Source organism: Dictyobacter aurantiacus (genome assembly GCF_003967515.1).
In the GTDB taxonomy this organism is placed as follows: Bacteria; Chloroflexota; Ktedonobacteria; order Ktedonobacterales; family Ktedonobacteraceae; genus Dictyobacter; species Dictyobacter aurantiacus.
Genome location: NZ_BIFQ01000002.1, coordinates 1,603,863 through 1,619,120 on the forward strand (window position 1 = coordinate 1,603,863; position 15,258 = coordinate 1,619,120).

The 15,258-nt window shown below is 53.0% G+C and carries 14 protein-coding genes and 2 pseudogenes; 7 read left to right on the forward strand and 9 right to left on the reverse strand.

Annotation, left to right across the window (positions count from 1 at the left end):
* Positions 1 to 30: 30 nt before the first annotated feature.
* Entirely contained in the window at positions 31 to 615 is a 585-nt protein-coding gene (locus KTT_RS31245; protein WP_160146260.1) for a DUF2690 domain-containing protein, read from the reverse strand.
* A 243-nt stretch (positions 616 to 858) separates the two neighbouring features.
* Between KTT_RS31245 and KTT_RS31250 the strand changes: the two genes are divergently transcribed.
* Complete coding sequence (locus tag KTT_RS31250) at positions 859 to 1,434, forward strand: class I SAM-dependent methyltransferase (RefSeq protein WP_126601585.1); 576 nt, start codon at positions 859 to 861, stop codon at positions 1,432 to 1,434.
* A 199-nt stretch (positions 1,435 to 1,633) separates the two neighbouring features.
* Here the strand turns inward: KTT_RS31250 and KTT_RS31255 are convergent, their stop codons facing one another.
* Positions 1,634 to 2,365, reverse strand: a complete 732-nt coding sequence (locus KTT_RS31255) for a DUF4253 domain-containing protein (protein ID WP_160146261.1) — start codon at positions 2,363 to 2,365, stop codon at positions 1,634 to 1,636.
* Between the two features lie 180 nt (positions 2,366 to 2,545).
* Positions 2,546 to 2,893, reverse strand: a complete 348-nt coding sequence (locus KTT_RS31260) for a hypothetical protein (protein ID WP_126601587.1) — start codon at positions 2,891 to 2,893, stop codon at positions 2,546 to 2,548.
* A 553-nt stretch (positions 2,894 to 3,446) separates the two neighbouring features.
* Here KTT_RS31260 and KTT_RS31265 point away from each other — a divergent pair.
* Complete coding sequence (locus KTT_RS31265) at positions 3,447 to 3,983, forward strand: class I SAM-dependent methyltransferase (RefSeq protein WP_235845927.1); 537 nt, start codon at positions 3,447 to 3,449, stop codon at positions 3,981 to 3,983.
* 460 nt (positions 3,984 to 4,443) lie between these two features.
* Here KTT_RS31265 and KTT_RS31270 read toward each other — a convergent pair whose 3' ends face one another.
* Positions 4,444 to 4,839 carry a hypothetical protein gene (locus KTT_RS31270; RefSeq protein ID WP_126601588.1) on the reverse strand — a complete coding sequence of 132 codons (396 nt, stop codon included), beginning with the start codon at positions 4,837 to 4,839 and terminating at the stop codon, positions 4,444 to 4,446.
* A gap of 394 nt (positions 4,840 to 5,233) precedes the next feature.
* Between KTT_RS31270 and KTT_RS31275 the strand changes: the two are divergent.
* Both KTT_RS31275 and KTT_RS31280 read left to right on the forward strand, forming a co-directional pair.
* Positions 5,234 to 5,803 (forward strand): annotated as a pseudogene (locus tag KTT_RS31275) (IS607 family transposase); the annotation flags it as partial.
* Positions 5,803 to 7,041 carry an RNA-guided endonuclease InsQ/TnpB family protein gene (locus tag KTT_RS31280; RefSeq protein ID WP_126601589.1) on the forward strand — a complete coding sequence of 413 codons (1,239 nt, stop codon included), beginning with the start codon at positions 5,803 to 5,805 and terminating at the stop codon, positions 7,039 to 7,041. The pseudogene KTT_RS31275 and the gene KTT_RS31280, both read left to right, overlap by 1 nt.
* Positions 7,042 to 7,223: 182 nt before the next feature.
* Here the strand turns inward: KTT_RS31280 and KTT_RS31285 are convergent, their stop codons facing one another.
* Positions 7,224 to 8,069, reverse strand: coding sequence for a helix-turn-helix transcriptional regulator (locus tag KTT_RS31285; protein ID WP_126601590.1), 846 nt, complete (start codon positions 8,067 to 8,069; stop codon positions 7,224 to 7,226).
* Between the two features lie 130 nt (positions 8,070 to 8,199).
* Between KTT_RS31285 and KTT_RS31290 the strand changes: the two genes are divergently transcribed.
* The 3 genes from KTT_RS31290 to KTT_RS37480 all read left to right on the forward strand — a co-directional run bounded on the left by KTT_RS31290 (position 8,200) and on the right by KTT_RS37480 (position 10,637).
* A complete protein-coding gene (locus tag KTT_RS31290) occupies positions 8,200 to 9,000 on the forward strand; it encodes an SDR family oxidoreductase (RefSeq protein WP_218031054.1) in 801 nt (266 codons plus the stop codon).
* A 99-nt stretch (positions 9,001 to 9,099) separates the two neighbouring features.
* Entirely contained in the window at positions 9,100 to 9,897 is a 798-nt protein-coding gene (locus tag KTT_RS31295; RefSeq protein WP_126601591.1) for an SDR family NAD(P)-dependent oxidoreductase, read from the forward strand.
* 617 nt (positions 9,898 to 10,514) lie between these two features.
* On the forward strand, positions 10,515 to 10,637 hold the full coding sequence (locus tag KTT_RS37480) for a hypothetical protein (RefSeq protein WP_268904555.1): 123 nt from the start codon (positions 10,515 to 10,517) through the stop codon (positions 10,635 to 10,637).
* Positions 10,638 to 10,815: 178 nt separating this feature from the next.
* On the opposite strand, the pseudogene KTT_RS31300 reads toward KTT_RS37480, so the two are convergent.
* The 4 genes and pseudogenes from KTT_RS31300 to KTT_RS31315 all read right to left on the reverse strand — a co-directional run bounded on the left by KTT_RS31300 (position 10,816) and on the right by KTT_RS31315 (position 15,118).
* Positions 10,816 to 12,056: pseudogene (locus KTT_RS31300) on the reverse strand (IS701 family transposase).
* 158 nt (positions 12,057 to 12,214) lie between these two features.
* Positions 12,215 to 13,090: an ABC transporter ATP-binding protein gene (locus KTT_RS31305; protein ID WP_126601592.1), complete on the reverse strand. Its 876-nt coding sequence runs from the start codon at positions 13,088 to 13,090 to the stop codon at positions 12,215 to 12,217.
* Positions 13,091 to 13,149: 59 nt separating this feature from the next.
* The gene (locus tag KTT_RS31310; protein WP_126601593.1) at positions 13,150 to 14,097 is read right to left on the reverse strand and encodes an ABC transporter permease; all 948 of its coding nucleotides are present in this window, start codon (positions 14,095 to 14,097) and stop codon (positions 13,150 to 13,152) included.
* 46 nt (positions 14,098 to 14,143) lie between these two features.
* Positions 14,144 to 15,118, reverse strand: a complete 975-nt coding sequence (locus KTT_RS31315) for an ABC transporter permease (protein WP_126601594.1) — start codon at positions 15,116 to 15,118, stop codon at positions 14,144 to 14,146.
* Between the last annotated feature and the right edge of the window lie 140 nt (positions 15,119 to 15,258).

The window sequence follows — 15,258 nt, forward strand, 5'->3', positions numbered from 1 at the left end:
TTTCCAGAAGCATTTGATGCGTATAGGTGATTATGTGTGAGCTTGTACAGAAACGGTGAACGATCGCGATTTTCCAACGAGATCAAAACTGCCTGATCCAGCATGTGGGGAGATCGGCGCTGTAGTCATATCTGACCAGGCAGCATAGGCAAAAGGAGTACCAGCAAATGTGGGTGTGCCGGTGATGTCTTCTGTTGTATGATTGTGGAAGAGCATTATGGCGTGGATCGCTTTAAAAATTCCCGACCTGGTCACAAAGGCAGTTGTACGGACCCAATACGCCTTGCAGGTTGGTGAGTAACGCAGCTCAACGTCACCCAGCGGTTTAGTCTGCTCTGTATCCTGAAAAACGGTTTGGAGATCGAGGCTTTCTGCATCGATAACGCACCCCTGGGCAATCGGATCCTGGTGTTCGCATAGAGCCTGTTGTGTACCCCTGGTGGTTGCACAGGTTGTCGCAACCGAGTTCGTTGCAGCGTGAACGGCATTTATGAACGGCGCTACTTTTTGGCTGTGGATTGCTATGGTTCCTGTGATGAGCATGAGCGTGGTGACAAGACTGCTCCCAAGGATGATCAGCGTTCGTTGGGTGTGATGCTGTTTCAATACGATCATTGTCGCTTTCCTTTCCATGTGAGACTGACAGATGTTGTATGACTGAGGTACTTGCTCTTCCCAGCGTAGTTTGCAGATACCGTTGGAACAGGAGAAGCTATGGTGTTCATACGGGGGGAGGTGAGGAAGAGGTATGGTGATGAGAGGAAGGTAAGCCAGGGAGAGAAAAACATACCGCCCTTATTCTGGTTTGTGTATTGAGGCTACCCAAATCCCGGCAGAGATAGAGAGAGGAATGAAGCTATGCAAGCATTTCACTGGACTGATTTTTATGCAATTACGAAGAATCGCCCTCCCTGGCCTCGACTCGTTCGGGCGGTAGAACTGCAGAAGTCCCGTGGTGAGGCATTAGACCTGGGATGTGGTGCAGGTCGTGATACTCGTTATCTGATTGAGCGCGGATTCCGCGTTACTGCTGTTGATCAAGAAGCAGCATCGCTGGAGCTCCTTTCTGATCTGCCAACGGATCAACTCCATCGGGTGCAATGCTCATTTGAAGCGTTTCAGTTTGGCCGTTATGATGTGATTAATGCCCATTTTTCGCTTCCCTTTATTGATCGTGAGCACTTCCCTCTTGTTTTTGGCCGCCTGAAAGCAGCACTGAAACCTGGAGCGATTTTTGTTGGGCAATTCTTTGGAACTCATGATACCTGGAATATTCCAGGCACGCACATGACATTTGTGACACGCCAGCAGGCTCTCGCATATCTTGAAGGATTAGAACTGCTTGAGTTCGAGGAAGAGGAAGAAGATGGGGCAACAGCAGATGGAGCACCAAAGCATTGGCATATTTATCATACTCTAGCGCGCAAGCTGTGACTAGACCTATTCCGAATGGCGAAGTAATACATTGCCGTCGTTGAGAAGCTATCAAGCACTCATGAGAAGCCTTTCAGTATACTATCGATCATGAAAGGCTTCCCTCACCACGGATGCTATCTATCACAATGATTGGCCGCTTTTGGGGTAGGGCCGAATTCTGCATTCCATCGCTTGCCTGAAATCAAAGCACATCTTGCTAATCCCACCAGAATAACCATACATGACCGTTAAGCAATGTCTTGACGAGCGTCGCAAAATTCCCTCTGAGCCATTGATCAACCACATCAGGAGCGTAAATGTACTGTTCTTTTGCAAGCAGAAAAGCGTCTTCCCACGTGGTTGGCGGCTGTAGCACACGCATTTCCACGGTACTTGGGGCCATGGCAACTAATTCGGCTCCCCAGCGTTCATTCCAATATTTCATCATCGCCACCTGGACTGCATTTGACGGGTCCCATTCATTCCCTTGAACGGGGAGATAGGCTGGCACTTCCCAGAAATGAGTTGTTGGAACAAGAGCAATGGGAACCAGAGAAGGGAGTGTATAGGGAAACCGACCATAGGGAAGGCGGAAGTCGAAAGGGGCCGGTGGAACGTCAGCACGCTTTCTCACGCCCTCTTCATCTATTCTTGTGTGAATTCCCTCTTGTTTCAGCCATTGCTGAATATCAATGTACAATCCTGCCTCAAGGATAGTTTGGACCATTTCTTCTTCCCAGAGAGGCTGTTTAAAACGATCCCATCCAATGACTGGCCAATATCCTGTCTCAGAGACGAGACCCCGTAATACTTCCCATTGCGCGAGGATCTGAGTGACGGGAACCCGCAGAAGGCAGATGGGATGTTCTTTCCCTCCACGCTGATATTCAGGGAGGCTTAATGATGATACATCGATATGATGATATTGAAGCGTTTCTTCTAGGTTCATGATAACCTGCCATACAAGCATTTTTGGGTATAATTCCAGTCCCTTTATTGCGTGACCGGCCCACGTGAAGCTTGGCCAAACAGTCGGTTCATACACACACCTGGTGAGGGATGTGCTTTCATAAGCACGATGCACGCTGATCGCTGCCCTGCGTCATAGCAATGAGGATCGCAGATACCGTCAAGAAGGCTTGCCGCCCGCGTGAAATTTCGGCTCAAGTAACCAGATTTCCGTCCCAGGGAGGATATCTGACCACTCGATCCCGGTAATGGTCAACGAGAGCTCCGGGTTCGCGGGATCAGTATCTATCAGAAGATTCCCTTCTGCATCGCGCCAGGCGTCGATACCAAAGCTCGCGACGCGGGCTTGAAGGAGACGCTCATCCGGGAGACGCAGTTCAAGAGGGTCCTCTGGCATAGGGATGATAATAGTGTTTGGGAGATTGCGCAAGAGGACCCGAGGAGTGAGCCTGAACCTGCCTTCATTGGCGTCTGCGATGCCTTCAACGGTCAGTAGATAAACCTGCATGAGTGCCCCCTGAATAATCATTACTTGCTGGAACGTATCATAGTTGGTTCTGGCAGGAAAAGCAAGAGAGGATTTATGCTGTACATCATGGTGATGTGTGGACGGAAAGCGGATTATGCCCATGAGCATCTCCAAGCCCTTCATATCTGGAGGCACCACCCAACATGAAATTGCTTCGTTTTCAGAGGAGATTGTTTCCTGACAATCTTCTATATCCTGGCTGGAGAGCATCTTTGCTGGGAGCGTTTCTCTTCATGCGCAGCAAGGGGCATATACGCAGGTTGGGGTTTTGCCTCACCCTTCATGATCCGGGAATTGCATAGCTATGGAGTGGTTTTGGGAAAGGCTCCCTGAAGCGAATGAACATCTTTCTCATGCTCTGCTGATATGCTTGTATTCCCAAGAAGGGGGCAGAACCGAATGTTCGACGATGTTTGAGGTGAAACAGAGGCATTGACGCCCGGGAGGAATAATTGCCTTGTCGGATACTCTTGCTATGCTCTACAATGAAGGTGAATGTTTCTCAAGAAGGCTACAGAATGAGTAAGGACAGATGATGAATCATAGCGATCATGTCAGGTTGTTGCGCAAGGGGGTGGCTGGGCATGGGGGGGTATGGGCCGACCTCGGCTCGGGCTGGGGCGCTTTTACGCTGGCCCTGGCTGATCTGCTGGGGCCAACGGCGCGTATCTACTCGATAGACAAAGAGCGCGCCTCACTCCAGCAGCAAGAGCAGGCTCTGCGTGAGCACTTTCCAGCCGTCGAGGTTATCTACCAGGTTTCTGACTTCACGCGCCGCCTGGATCTTCCCCCACTCGATGGAGTGGTGATGGCCAACTCACTGCACTATGTGCGCAAGAAGGATGAGCTCTTGCAGCGCGTGCATGGGTATCTACGTCCCGGTGGGCGCTTGTTGCTGGTCGAGTACAATGCCGATCGCGGCAACTTCTGGGCTCCCTATCCGCTCTCCTATCGAACCTGGGAGGCGTTGGCACGGCAGAACGGCTTTACTCAGACTACCGTGCTGGAACGCGTCCCCAGCCGCTATCTCAACGAGATCTATTCGGCCCTGAGCATCCGTGCGGAGTGAGCCTGGTGTTATTGTCTCAGTTATTATATGATCAACACATTCCCTGCTTCTTCCGCTTTTTCCCCAGCGGGTAGCCCACCGATGCTCGAATACCGTGGACATCGGCAAGGGAGAACTGCAGGATCACCCAGATCCTCTTTGGAGGGAACCCACCGATGAGTTTTGGTGCCAGGAGTTCTCCCATCTGGATCTCGGTGGCTTTATGTGCCGACAAGCCTTTCTCAATCCGGCGCTCCCAACAAGCGCGCTTCACTTAAAGTGTGCCAGACCCGTTCTTATCCCATTTGCACTCGTAACTGGTGATTTTGCACTGCAGCTAATGCGGTGGTATTTTGCAGCAAGCTTGAAGGACACTCACCACAATAGACAAGGTTATGGCATTATTTTGCAGTCAAGTATAAGGATCGGTTTGTATCGCGTCTGCTCCCTGCAGCAATGCAAAGTTACATTGCTGCACTGCTTATGTAGACATTTCTGATGTTAAACAGTAAAATATCTCTACAATAGTCTTGGGGTGTTGATCTGGCTGTCCACCGATTTCGATAATTCTCACATGCTCGATAGAGTCATCCTCAAAAAGCGCAAGGTGGTCCTTAAAATTTGATTGATCAGCTTCAAGCATCTTTTTGCTGAATGCATCTACAACAAGCTTGGCTGCATTCTCAATATCGTGCGGTCGCGATCCCCTAGGCTTGATATGGAAATAGATACGAAATGCCCACCACATTGCGAGAGATCGAGTATTGCGAATTTTCTCCTCAGAGATTTTGGTTGCTGCAGCCGCACGAATAGCCTCTCGCCGTGATTTTGTTTTGCTCGCTGAAGTGAAAAAATCGTGGTAAATGACTTGCGACATGAGCGGATCTTGCCCTCCGATATAAGCAGTCCAGTTCATGACTGCGAGCGCAGCCGCTTCAAATGCGAATCGGGCTCAATCAATTCTGTAAATTCACTGCGGTGTTGTTACGTTTTTGCCTGTCCTACTGTGATTTGTCGCAAAGCTGAGCCACGATTGTCATAAACATTTGCCGAGAGTCGAGTGTAGCATAGCAAGCATGTACTATTTCATTGCCGCAAAGGTATGCCGCAACTCCCAAATAGGAAGAACACCTTTGCCGTTAGAGGCTCCTATTTTCTACATACTTTTTTCATTCCTTAACTGAGTTACAAGTGTTATAAACGTTTCTAAAAAATGACGTCAAACGTTGACAAATGCGTAAAAATATGCAACCATGATGGGTATGAAATGAAGCCAGTATGCCAAACAACAAGGGATTAGCTATCGGACCGCGTTACGCTGGTTTCGAGCTGGAACCATCCAAGGGTATCAGGCTCCATCAGGCACGATCATCGTGACGGAAAGCCGCGAACCAGCGCAAGCCGTTCCGAAAGTGGCGATTTATGCGCGCGTTTCTTCCTCAGCGCAGCGGGCGGATTTAGAACGGCAAGCAGAACGGGTAGGCCAGTATTGTACGGTACGCGGGTACCACGTGGCACTGGTGGTCAAAGAGGTTGCTTCGGGCGTCAATGACAACCGCCCGAAACTGCTGAGTCTTTTGAAGGATACGAGTATCACGCGGGTGGTTGTAGAACACCGAGACCGTCTCACTCGTTTCGGTTTCCAGTACATTGATGCGCTCTTTTCTGTGCAGGGCCGGGTGATTGAAGTGGTCAATCCCGCTCACAACGATACCGAAGAATTGCTGGCTGATTTGACCAGTATTATCTATTCGTTTTGTGCTCGACTGTACGGACAACGGAGAGCCAAACGCAAAACGGAGAACGTTGTGCAAGCGTTGCGGAAACGGGAGGATGCTTGATGCGGCTCGTTGAACGTCATCTCGTTCGCACAACTGATCCACGCTTTGCCGCCATTGATGCGGCGGCGTTTGCATCCAAAAACCTGTACAATCAAGCCAATTATCAGATCCGGCAAACCTACATCTCTCATGGGAAGTATCTGTCCTATGCTGACGTTTTTCACCTCGTCAAGGGCATGGACTGCTACAAAGCGTTGCCAGCCAAGGTCGCCAATTCCATTCTCATCCTCCTGCATAAGAACTGGGTGTCGTTCTTTGAAGCCTTGGAGGCATTCCAAACGGAGCCCTCTCGCTTCACCGGACGCCCCCGGCTTCCCAGGTACAAGGACAAGGCAAAAGGACGCAACATCTTGATCTATGACACCCAGGCTCTGGGCAAACGCGCGTTCAAGAAAACAGGCAAGCTGATCCCTTCAGGATTACCCATCGAGATTGAGACCTCGGTCACCGAGTGGTGGCAACTGGCCCAGGTACGTATCGTGCCGCGTGCAGATGGGTACATGATAGAAGTCGTGTATGAGCAGCAGGAAGAGCAAGCTGACGTGGATACGAAGCTCGTCGCGGCCCTTGATCCTGGCGTCAATGTCCTTGCAGCTCTCACCAGCAACAAACCCGGCTTTGTCCCTCGCCTAGTGAGTGGCAAGCCCCTCAAAAGCCTTAATCAGCAGTACAACAAACGTCGTGCTCAGCATCAAAGCCGCTTGAGCCACGAAAAACGATTCACCTCGCGCCATCTGGATCGCGTGACGACGAAGCGCAATCGCCGTGTGGACAGCTATCTGCACACGGCAAGCCGTCGCATCATTGATCTGCTGGTGGAAGAGGGCATCGGCGTGCTCGTGATCGGCAAAAATCCCCTCTGGAAGCAGGAAGTGAACCTGGGAAGCAAAAACAATCAGCAATTTGTGCAACTTCCCCATGCTCGTTTCATTGAGCAATTGGCCTACAAGGCCCAACTCGTAGGAATTCAGGTGATCATCCAAGAAGAGAGCTATACAAGCAAAGCGAGCTTTCTGGATAACGATCCTCTTCCAACGTATCAAGCCAATCGTTCTGAAAGGCCCATATTTTCAGGCAGGCGTATTGCGAGAAGTTGGTATCGCGCCAGTGATGGAACCATCATTCATGCCGATATCAATGGGAGTTGGAACATTCTCCGAAAAAGTAACTCCGACCTTTTGCAATTGGGGCGAGGAGTAGCGGGCGCGGCAGTTCGCCCAAGACGGCTGGCCGTCTGAACGGATGACCGATAGGCATATTTGTCATCATTTTAAGGGACTGTATCTTCAGCAGCATAGTCAAACACCCGGAATCTTTTGGTTGGGAAAAAAGGAGCGGGCAGAACGACCAGACATGGTGAAATGCTTACTTTCTTTTTTGCTTGTAAAATGCAGAGAAAGAAGATTGTGAGTAATTACGATCATTGCGAGTTTATAAGGTGCCGCAATTTGGAGGTAGTTTCTGCTTCTGTCGATGGAGTATAGATCATAATCTTCATATCAGGATCCGTTGCGACACGTAATGCCGTAAGCTGAAGAATCAAAGGCCCTACGACGGGATGATTCATCTCCTGACGTACTTCAAAGTCTCCTCGAACATCATGCTGAGCCCACCACAGGCCAAACTCCCCACTCGCCTGTTGTAAATCCTTAATGAGCGCCGTAAATTGTGCCTCACCGGGATAGCGAGCACTATCGGCGCGAAAATCGGCGAGGACCTGTTGAGCAATCTGTTTCCAGTTAGTATAAAGCGACCGGTGTTGAGGAATGGTAAAGAGCCGCCACACCAGATTGCGCGTATGAGGAGGGGCAGGGAGGGAGAGCAGAAACGCTTGTTCTGCTGCCTGATTCCAATAGAGACGATCCCAGTACTTCCCAAGCACATAGGTAGGATTAATACCCAGGTCATCTACAATCTGTCGAATTGCAGGGCTGGCAACTTCTTCATATCTTTCGTTTTGTATTTGTATAGGAATTGGTTGCTCTGCAAGCATATAAAGGTAACGGCGCTCCTCCTCAGTCAGCTGCAGGGCATCTGCTATAGACTCAAGCACAGTGGCGGAAGGATGAACCTTTCGCCCTTGCTCCAGGGCCGTATACCACGATACACCTACATTCGCCAGAACTGCCACCTCTTCACGGCGCAAGCCTGGCGTTCTCCGATACCGTCTTACTGGCAGATTTACCTCTGTTGGATGCAATTTCATACGCCTGGTACGCAGAAACTCACCCAAAGCCTGCCGCCTTTGATCATATTGCTGCCGCATGTTTTATCCTATCACTCAGAGTGCTATGATGAAGAAACGCTGGTTGCATGTTTAGAAACATGTCATAATTATACCATCCGTTGAAGGGGTAAACGACTATGGCCCTGCAATAGGAGTGAAAGGATGAAGAATGAAAAAAGGAGAAATGTTGATACAGAGCAATGAGTTTTCTCCGGAAATGATGGAGAGACATCAACCTCTTAAAGGGAAAGTGGCGCTAGTCACCGGCGCTTCTCAAAGTATTGGACGCGCTATAGCCGAGCGACTCAGTCGAGACGGTGCCAGTGTGATTCTCCATTATCGCAACCACGAGCACGAGGCCCAACAAGCCGTGGAAGCCATACGTGCACAGGGAGGAACTGTTCTTGCTTTGCAGGCAGATTTAACAGAGAGAGGAGCGATTGAACACCTATTTGAGGAGGTGCATGGCCATTTTGGGCGCATCGACATCGTCGTCGCGAATGCGGGTGTACCGCACAGAATGCCCATCATCGAGGTCACTGAGGAGCAGTTCGATCAGGTGTTTGCCATCAACACACGCAGTGTGTTCTTTATGCTTCAGGAAGCTGCACGTCGCGTTGAGCCAGGCGGTCGTCTTGTTGTCATATCATCAAGTACAACGTACTACCCGACACAGGGAGTAGCGGTGTATGCCGGCAGTAAAGCTGCCTCAAAACTCTTCGTTGAAGTGATGGCCCAGGAAATCGGTCAGCGCCAAGTAACCGTCAACAGTGTCCTGGTTGGAGCCACCGATTCAGGATTCCTTGAAGAATACCCCTTGGAAGAGAAGCAGCGTATAGCCCAGTCGTCACCTATGGGCCGCCTGGGAACACCTCAAGATACTGCCGATGTGGTCGCGTTCCTCGCCAGCTACGATGCGCGTTGGATCTCGGGACAGCATATTCTTACGAACGGCGCAGCACATATCTAAATACGCTCATAGAGCAAACACAGAATCCATCTGGGCTTGCCAAGCATATATGATCTCGCGAAAGTAATATGATTGTACTTAGAAAGAAAGGAAAGAATCATGAACACGTTTTCTAATACACCGGAATTTTTCTCAAGGAATAGCTTGCTCAGAGACAAGGTAGCCATCATTACCGGTGCCAGTCGAGGTATCGGGGCAGCCGCGGCCCGCTTATTCGCGCAAGCAGGTGCTGCCGTGGTGCTAGCAGCCCGAACCGCTGATTCGTTGAACGCGCTCGTCGAAGAGATCAGTGCTGCGGGAGGAAGGGCAGTAGCGGTGCCAACAGACGTGACCAACGCGGCCTCCGTAGAGGCACTGGTCGCACGCACCCTTGAAGTCTACGGACATCTGGATATTGCCTTCAACAATGCAGGGGTAGGTGCTCCCAATGCTCGCCTCATTGATGTTAGCGAAGAGGATTTTGATCGTGTGGTTGATGGGAATTTGAAGAGTGCCTTTTTATGCATGAAATACGAAATCCTGGCGATGCTCAAGAATGGCCAGGGGGCCATTGTGAATACGAGTTCGGTAGGTGGGTTAATTGCCAATTATAACCGTACTCCATACATTTCAAGCAAGCATGGGGTGATTGGAATTACCAAAGCAGCCGCTCTGGAGTATGCCCCAGAGCATATCCGTGTCAATGCCATTGCCCCTGGAGCGACGCGGACAGAGATGATTATGCGGGGGTATGCAGGAACAGAAGAGGGGCAGCGACAACTCAACGCTGCGATCCCAATGCGGCGCATGGCTAATTCAGAAGAAGTGGCAGAAGCGGCACTCTGGCTCTGCTCAGATGCCGCTTCGTATGTGACAGGCGTCGCGCTCCCTGTAGATGGGGGCTATATCGTTCCATAACAAACAACACGAAAGCAACAACAACAGGGCTTTTTAGTTTACCCGTTTTCCCTGTAACGCTCGCAAGGCTTCGCCTCGCTCTCCGGGGGAAAAGACATGAGTTACCCTGAATTTTGAGAACAGATTTTCGAGCCTTGATTGGTTCCAATCGAGGCTCGAAGGAAACAAGAAAATGAAAAAATTGGGCGTATATCATGGTAAAACCTGCTCAGCGCCCACCACCTTGGCCAGTGTTGCCCCAAATCCAGACGAAGGTTCCAGAGCCATTGGTTCAAGATTTGCCAAAATTCCTGGCCATAGCTGGTCCGAGAACACCACCGATCGGTGGACTGTTCATGATCTTCAGGAGAGGACGGTCTCAAAGGACCCTCGATGCAGATACAGATCCAGCACATCAGTGCAGGTGAAGCAGAAGGGGGCGCCGTAGTGAGAAACAATTCATACACCGTCTCATCACGCAGAACTCCAATGGGCGGTTTGCTGGTGGAGGAAGTTGGGTGGGTTGCTACGATCACACGCACGCAAGGCTCGGTTGGGGTCAGTGGCACCGCGGGGCAATCGAAGAGGGAACGGCTTGCTCCACTCTCGGGATGAACGGTGTGTTGGTCAGGAGGGGATTGCAAACGGGTTTGTACCAGGGGCAGATCAAGGAGCCCATAGTCCTTACGGTGCACCGTGATACCGACGCCGGACTGCACCAGGTCTTTGAGGACGCCCCCGTTGCCATACAGGCCATCTAATCCTACAGTTGTAGATGGCTTGCAATAGCATTTCGATGCCTGTAGTGGCAGAGTCTCGCGAGGGCTTGATGCGCGCGTCGCCAGCATGACCAGGCCAAGCGATACGCAAAAGAAAGAGACTGTGTGCCTACGAGATAAAAGAAAAGCCGTCGGATTTCAGCAACAGAGAGGGGAACCATCACCGGGAGGTCAGAAGATACTTGGGCTTGAACAGAGTCGGTCTCCTCTGACTCTGGGGTTTGGAGAGATTGCTCAGACTTTTTTTAAGCACATCTTGTTCTCCATTAGCTCGTAAAACGGTTAAAAAAGCTAAAGCGAGCATTGAGAGCGTCACATGTCGGTACCATCCGTGCCAGGAATGCACTTCATACTCATCCAAGCCCACTTCACCTTTCCCTTCCTCAAAACACTGTTCCACGGTCCAGCGCGCGCCAAAAGCCTCCACCATCTCTCCTCTAACGAAGTGCCAATGGGAGCAAAAACCAGCACATAGGCCATCTCAGCAGGTTTTGTTCCTTCATCCAGGCTTCGTCTGATCAGGAGCCAGCGCTGCCACCCGCTGATTTCTGGTGCCGCGAGTTCAATGCGCGCCCACGCGAAGAGGCGAGGGCCTTTACTCCCTGTGCCTGCACTCAACACCTGCCAATCCTCTCTGGCTATGTCATGCGCCACCTGATCCACTCGTTTGCAGGTTCCCTGCACCTCCACCTGTTCTTTGCAGGTTACCGCCAACGCATACGCCTGTTTGCGAGCCTCCAGACCAGCTCGCAACGACTGTGCGCTCCCGTACACGGTATCACCGGTTACCCAGGCGGCGGGGAGGCCAGCATCTAAAGTGCGCCAAAGCATTCGCGCGGCCAGTTCCGGTTTTGTGGCGAAAGTCACCGAAACGGGCACATGAGCTTCTCGGCAACGCTCCTGGTCGTCAGCCCAACTCTTGGGGAGGTACAACTCGCGATCCAACAACGTGTGTCCACGCGAACTGGCGTAGGAAAGAAACACCCCTACCTGGCAATTTTCGATGCGCCCAGCCGTGCCACTGTACTGTCGTTGAACCCCCACCGATTTGAGTCCCTTTTTGAGAAAACCTGTCTCATCAATCACCAACACCGCCTTGGGCTCTGCAAGCGATTCCCAGACATACATACGTAACGCATCTCGCACCCTGTCACAATCCCATCTGGCGCGGTCTAACAGATGTTGCATGGCATACGGTGTGGCTTCTCCTACCTCTTCAGCCACTTGCCATCCGTTTTTTCGTGAGGCTCCGCTCATCAATCCTTGTATGTAGGCCAGAGCTCGCTGATGAGACTCTGATCGAACGAAATGCTGTCTGATCTGTTGGCTCAGTTGGTCGAGCGCCGTAGTCCAAACCTCTTTAGGGGAAGAAGATGGGCAAGCTTCTGGGGAAAAAGCCATAGGAGATTCCTTTGCTATCTTTGTGTTCTTTTGATACATAAAGGGAAAAGAAGTTTCTCGGTTTCGTGAGAGGTGAAAAAGGACGATGTATTGTCCGCCTCCCAAGGAGATCAGCAGTTTGATCCGCCGATCTCCTTGAGAGAGAGTGCGCACTCCTGTCAAGCTCGAACAGCTTGCTTGCTCATCGTCAGCAGATAGGCTTCTTCCAGGTTGGGATCAACAACGACGGCGTGCTCGTGCGGGCGTGTGGGGCTGACGAGGCGGAGTGCCACGCCGTTCATCTGGCTGAGCATCGTGCTGACCTGGTAGCTGTTCTGCAAGCGCGAGGCTGTGGCCTGATCGACGATCACACTCCAGACCGAGCCAGCAGCGGCGGCCAGCAGAGCCTCTGGCGTTGTATCGCGCAGGACGCGTCCCGCCTGTAATATCACGAAGCGGCTGGCCACTGCCTCCACATCGCTGATGATATGGGTACTGAGAATGATAATGCGCTGGCGGGTCAGGCTGGCGAGCAGCATGCGAAAGCGCACACGCTCGGCGGGATCGAGGCCCGCCGTCGGCTCATCGACAATCAAGAGTTCGGGGTCGCCCAGCAGCGCCTGAGCAATGCCCACGCGCTGCTTCATCCCACCAGAATAGGTAGGCAGCTTGCGATCGGCAGCCTCCTCCAGATTGACCAGTTCCAGCAGTTCATCGACGCGCCGCTTGATCTGATCAGAGGACAGCCCTTTCATCGCAGCCAGGTAGCGCAAGAACTGGCGTCCGGTGAACTCTGGATAGACGCCGAAATCCTGGGGCAGATAGCCCAGCACCTGGCGGAGCGCCTGACCATGCGCGTGGATATCCTGCCCATTCCAGCGAATGGTCCCCGCGCTTGGCGCCAGCAGAGTCGCAAGCATGCGCATCAGGCTGGTCTTGCCGGCGCCGTTGGGTCCAACCAGCCCCAGTACGCCAGGTACGCAGCGCAGCGACAGATCGTGAAGCGCAGTCTGCGACCCATACTGTTTGCTCAGGTGATCAATAGTCAATTCCATCTGTGTTTTCTCCTTCTTGTGTGAACTGGCTCCCTTCAGCGAAAGGAGCAGCAAACAGGTTAATTGAGTACAGCGCGGGAGCGCTTGAAGGCGAGGGCCGCGACCAGCACCAGCACCAGGCCGAGTCCGGCCAGCAGCAGGTGAGGCACGAACCAGCCTGCCAGCGCGGGCATCTTGCTCTCAATGCCGAGAATGAGCCGCTGAAGCTGCGCCTCGCTCGTGATCGCGGGGCCCATTGGATTGGGGTACGCGGAAAGCAGCCCGCGCCCGGTCATGCCGCTGGTGGGGTCCCAATTGACAGCCCAGGCCGGGGGCGTGCCCTTGCCCTCGCCCAGGGGGATCACCGCGCCGCCAAAGATCCACGCCACCAGGATCACGACTTTGATCAGCATGGAGAGGCGTGGGTACAGGGTGCTGAGGGCAAAGCCCAGGCTGCTGACCAGAATCGTCGCCGACACTACCATGCCGACCCAGAGGAGCAGCACAGCAGTGAGGTCTGGCGCGGGATAGTCATCCCCGGTCAGATGTAGCAGCCAGCCCAGGCCCAGGAGGGAGGCCAGCAACAGCAGCGCCAGGCCCAGGCTCATCAGCAGACTCGCCAGGTAGCGTCCCCAAACATAGGCCCGGGTTGGCAGCGCCGTCGTCAGCAGCAATTCATGAGTGCGCCGGGAAAAATCTCGTGCCACGCCATCGGCTGTCACAAAGGGCAGAAAGAGAGCCAGCACCAGCAGAACAGTGGGCAGCGTGTGAAGCAGTCCTTCCGGGCTGGTTCCGGCAATAAAGCCAGTGATCTGCAAGTTGTTACTCACCGTACCAAAGCCCTCTGACGCGTGCAGAGCCCACGTCAGGAAAAGCAGGAAGCAGAAGATGCCGAGCGCCTGAAACCAGAAAAGGCGCGAGGCGCGGAAGCGACGCAGTTCCCAGGCCAGGACACTCAGCAGCGGAGAGTTCCGTCCGCTGGGAGTGACGGTCTGCGGGTCAGGTCGAGCCTGAACGAGCGTTGTCATAGAAGATCCTCTCATATAGTCTCTATTGCAGCAGTTGACGAACGGCTTAATTGAGGGTGGGACGAGTGCGCTTGAAGACCAGAGCCACGATCAGCACCAGCGCCAGGCTGAGCCCGGCTAGGAGCAGATGTGGTCCGAACCAGCCTCCGAGATCGAGCAAGCTGTTCTCGACCGCGAGCAGGTCGAGCTGCGTTTGCGCTGTCGTGCCGGCTCTGTCGGCCAGATTGCTGAAGGCGGTCATATACCTGTTGAACAGGCCGAGCGCGATGCCAGTGCCGGTCGGGTCCCAGTTGACGTACCAGGCAGGGAGACTGAAGCTGGCAGAGTGACTGGCATCACCGAACTGGATGAAGGGCATCTCCGCCCCAACAAACCAGGCCACCATGAGCGCGACCTTCACCAGAATGGTCAGGCGCGGGAGCAGGGTGCTGAGGGCAAAGCTGAGGCCGCTCACCACGATGGTCGCGGGGACAATCAGGCCCCCCCAGACAGCCAGAAGCACGCCGATATCCGGCATGGGATAGTCGGCGAACTTCAGGTGCCAGAACCAGCCCATGCCCAGGAGAGCGACCAGCGTCAGCAGGGTCAGCCCCAGACTCAACAACAGGCCGCTCAGGTAGCGTCCCCAGAGATAGACCCGGGTTGGCAGTGCCGTTGCCATGAGCAGTTCATAGGTACGCCGGGAGAGATCTCGCGCCGCGCCATCCGCATTGATAAAAGGCAGGAGCATCCCCAACAGCAGCAACAGTCCTGTGGAAAGGGTGCGCAGCAGCCCCCAGGCGCTGGTTTCAGCCAGGTAGCCGTCAAAAGGCACGACGGCCTGCGCGTGATTGAGCGTCAGGGGTATCTTTTGGGACCACACCAGGAGAAGCGCTAGGCCAAAGAAGCCGAGGGCTTGCAGCCAGAAGATGCGGGACGCCTGGAAGCGACGCAACTCCCAGGCTATCACGCGCGCAATCAGGCGCGGTCGCTGGATCGTCCGGGTAGCCTTCCCGGAACTGGTTAGCGCAGTCATAGTCATAGGACTCTCCTTCTATATCTGGAAGTTTGGAGGCGCAGCCTGTAGCCAGAACTCTCCTCCTAAAGCAGGTTTTGTCCATTTCCTGGGACACAGGAAACTCTAAAGCAAAAAGATGACACTGAAGTGAAAAGAAGTTTCAT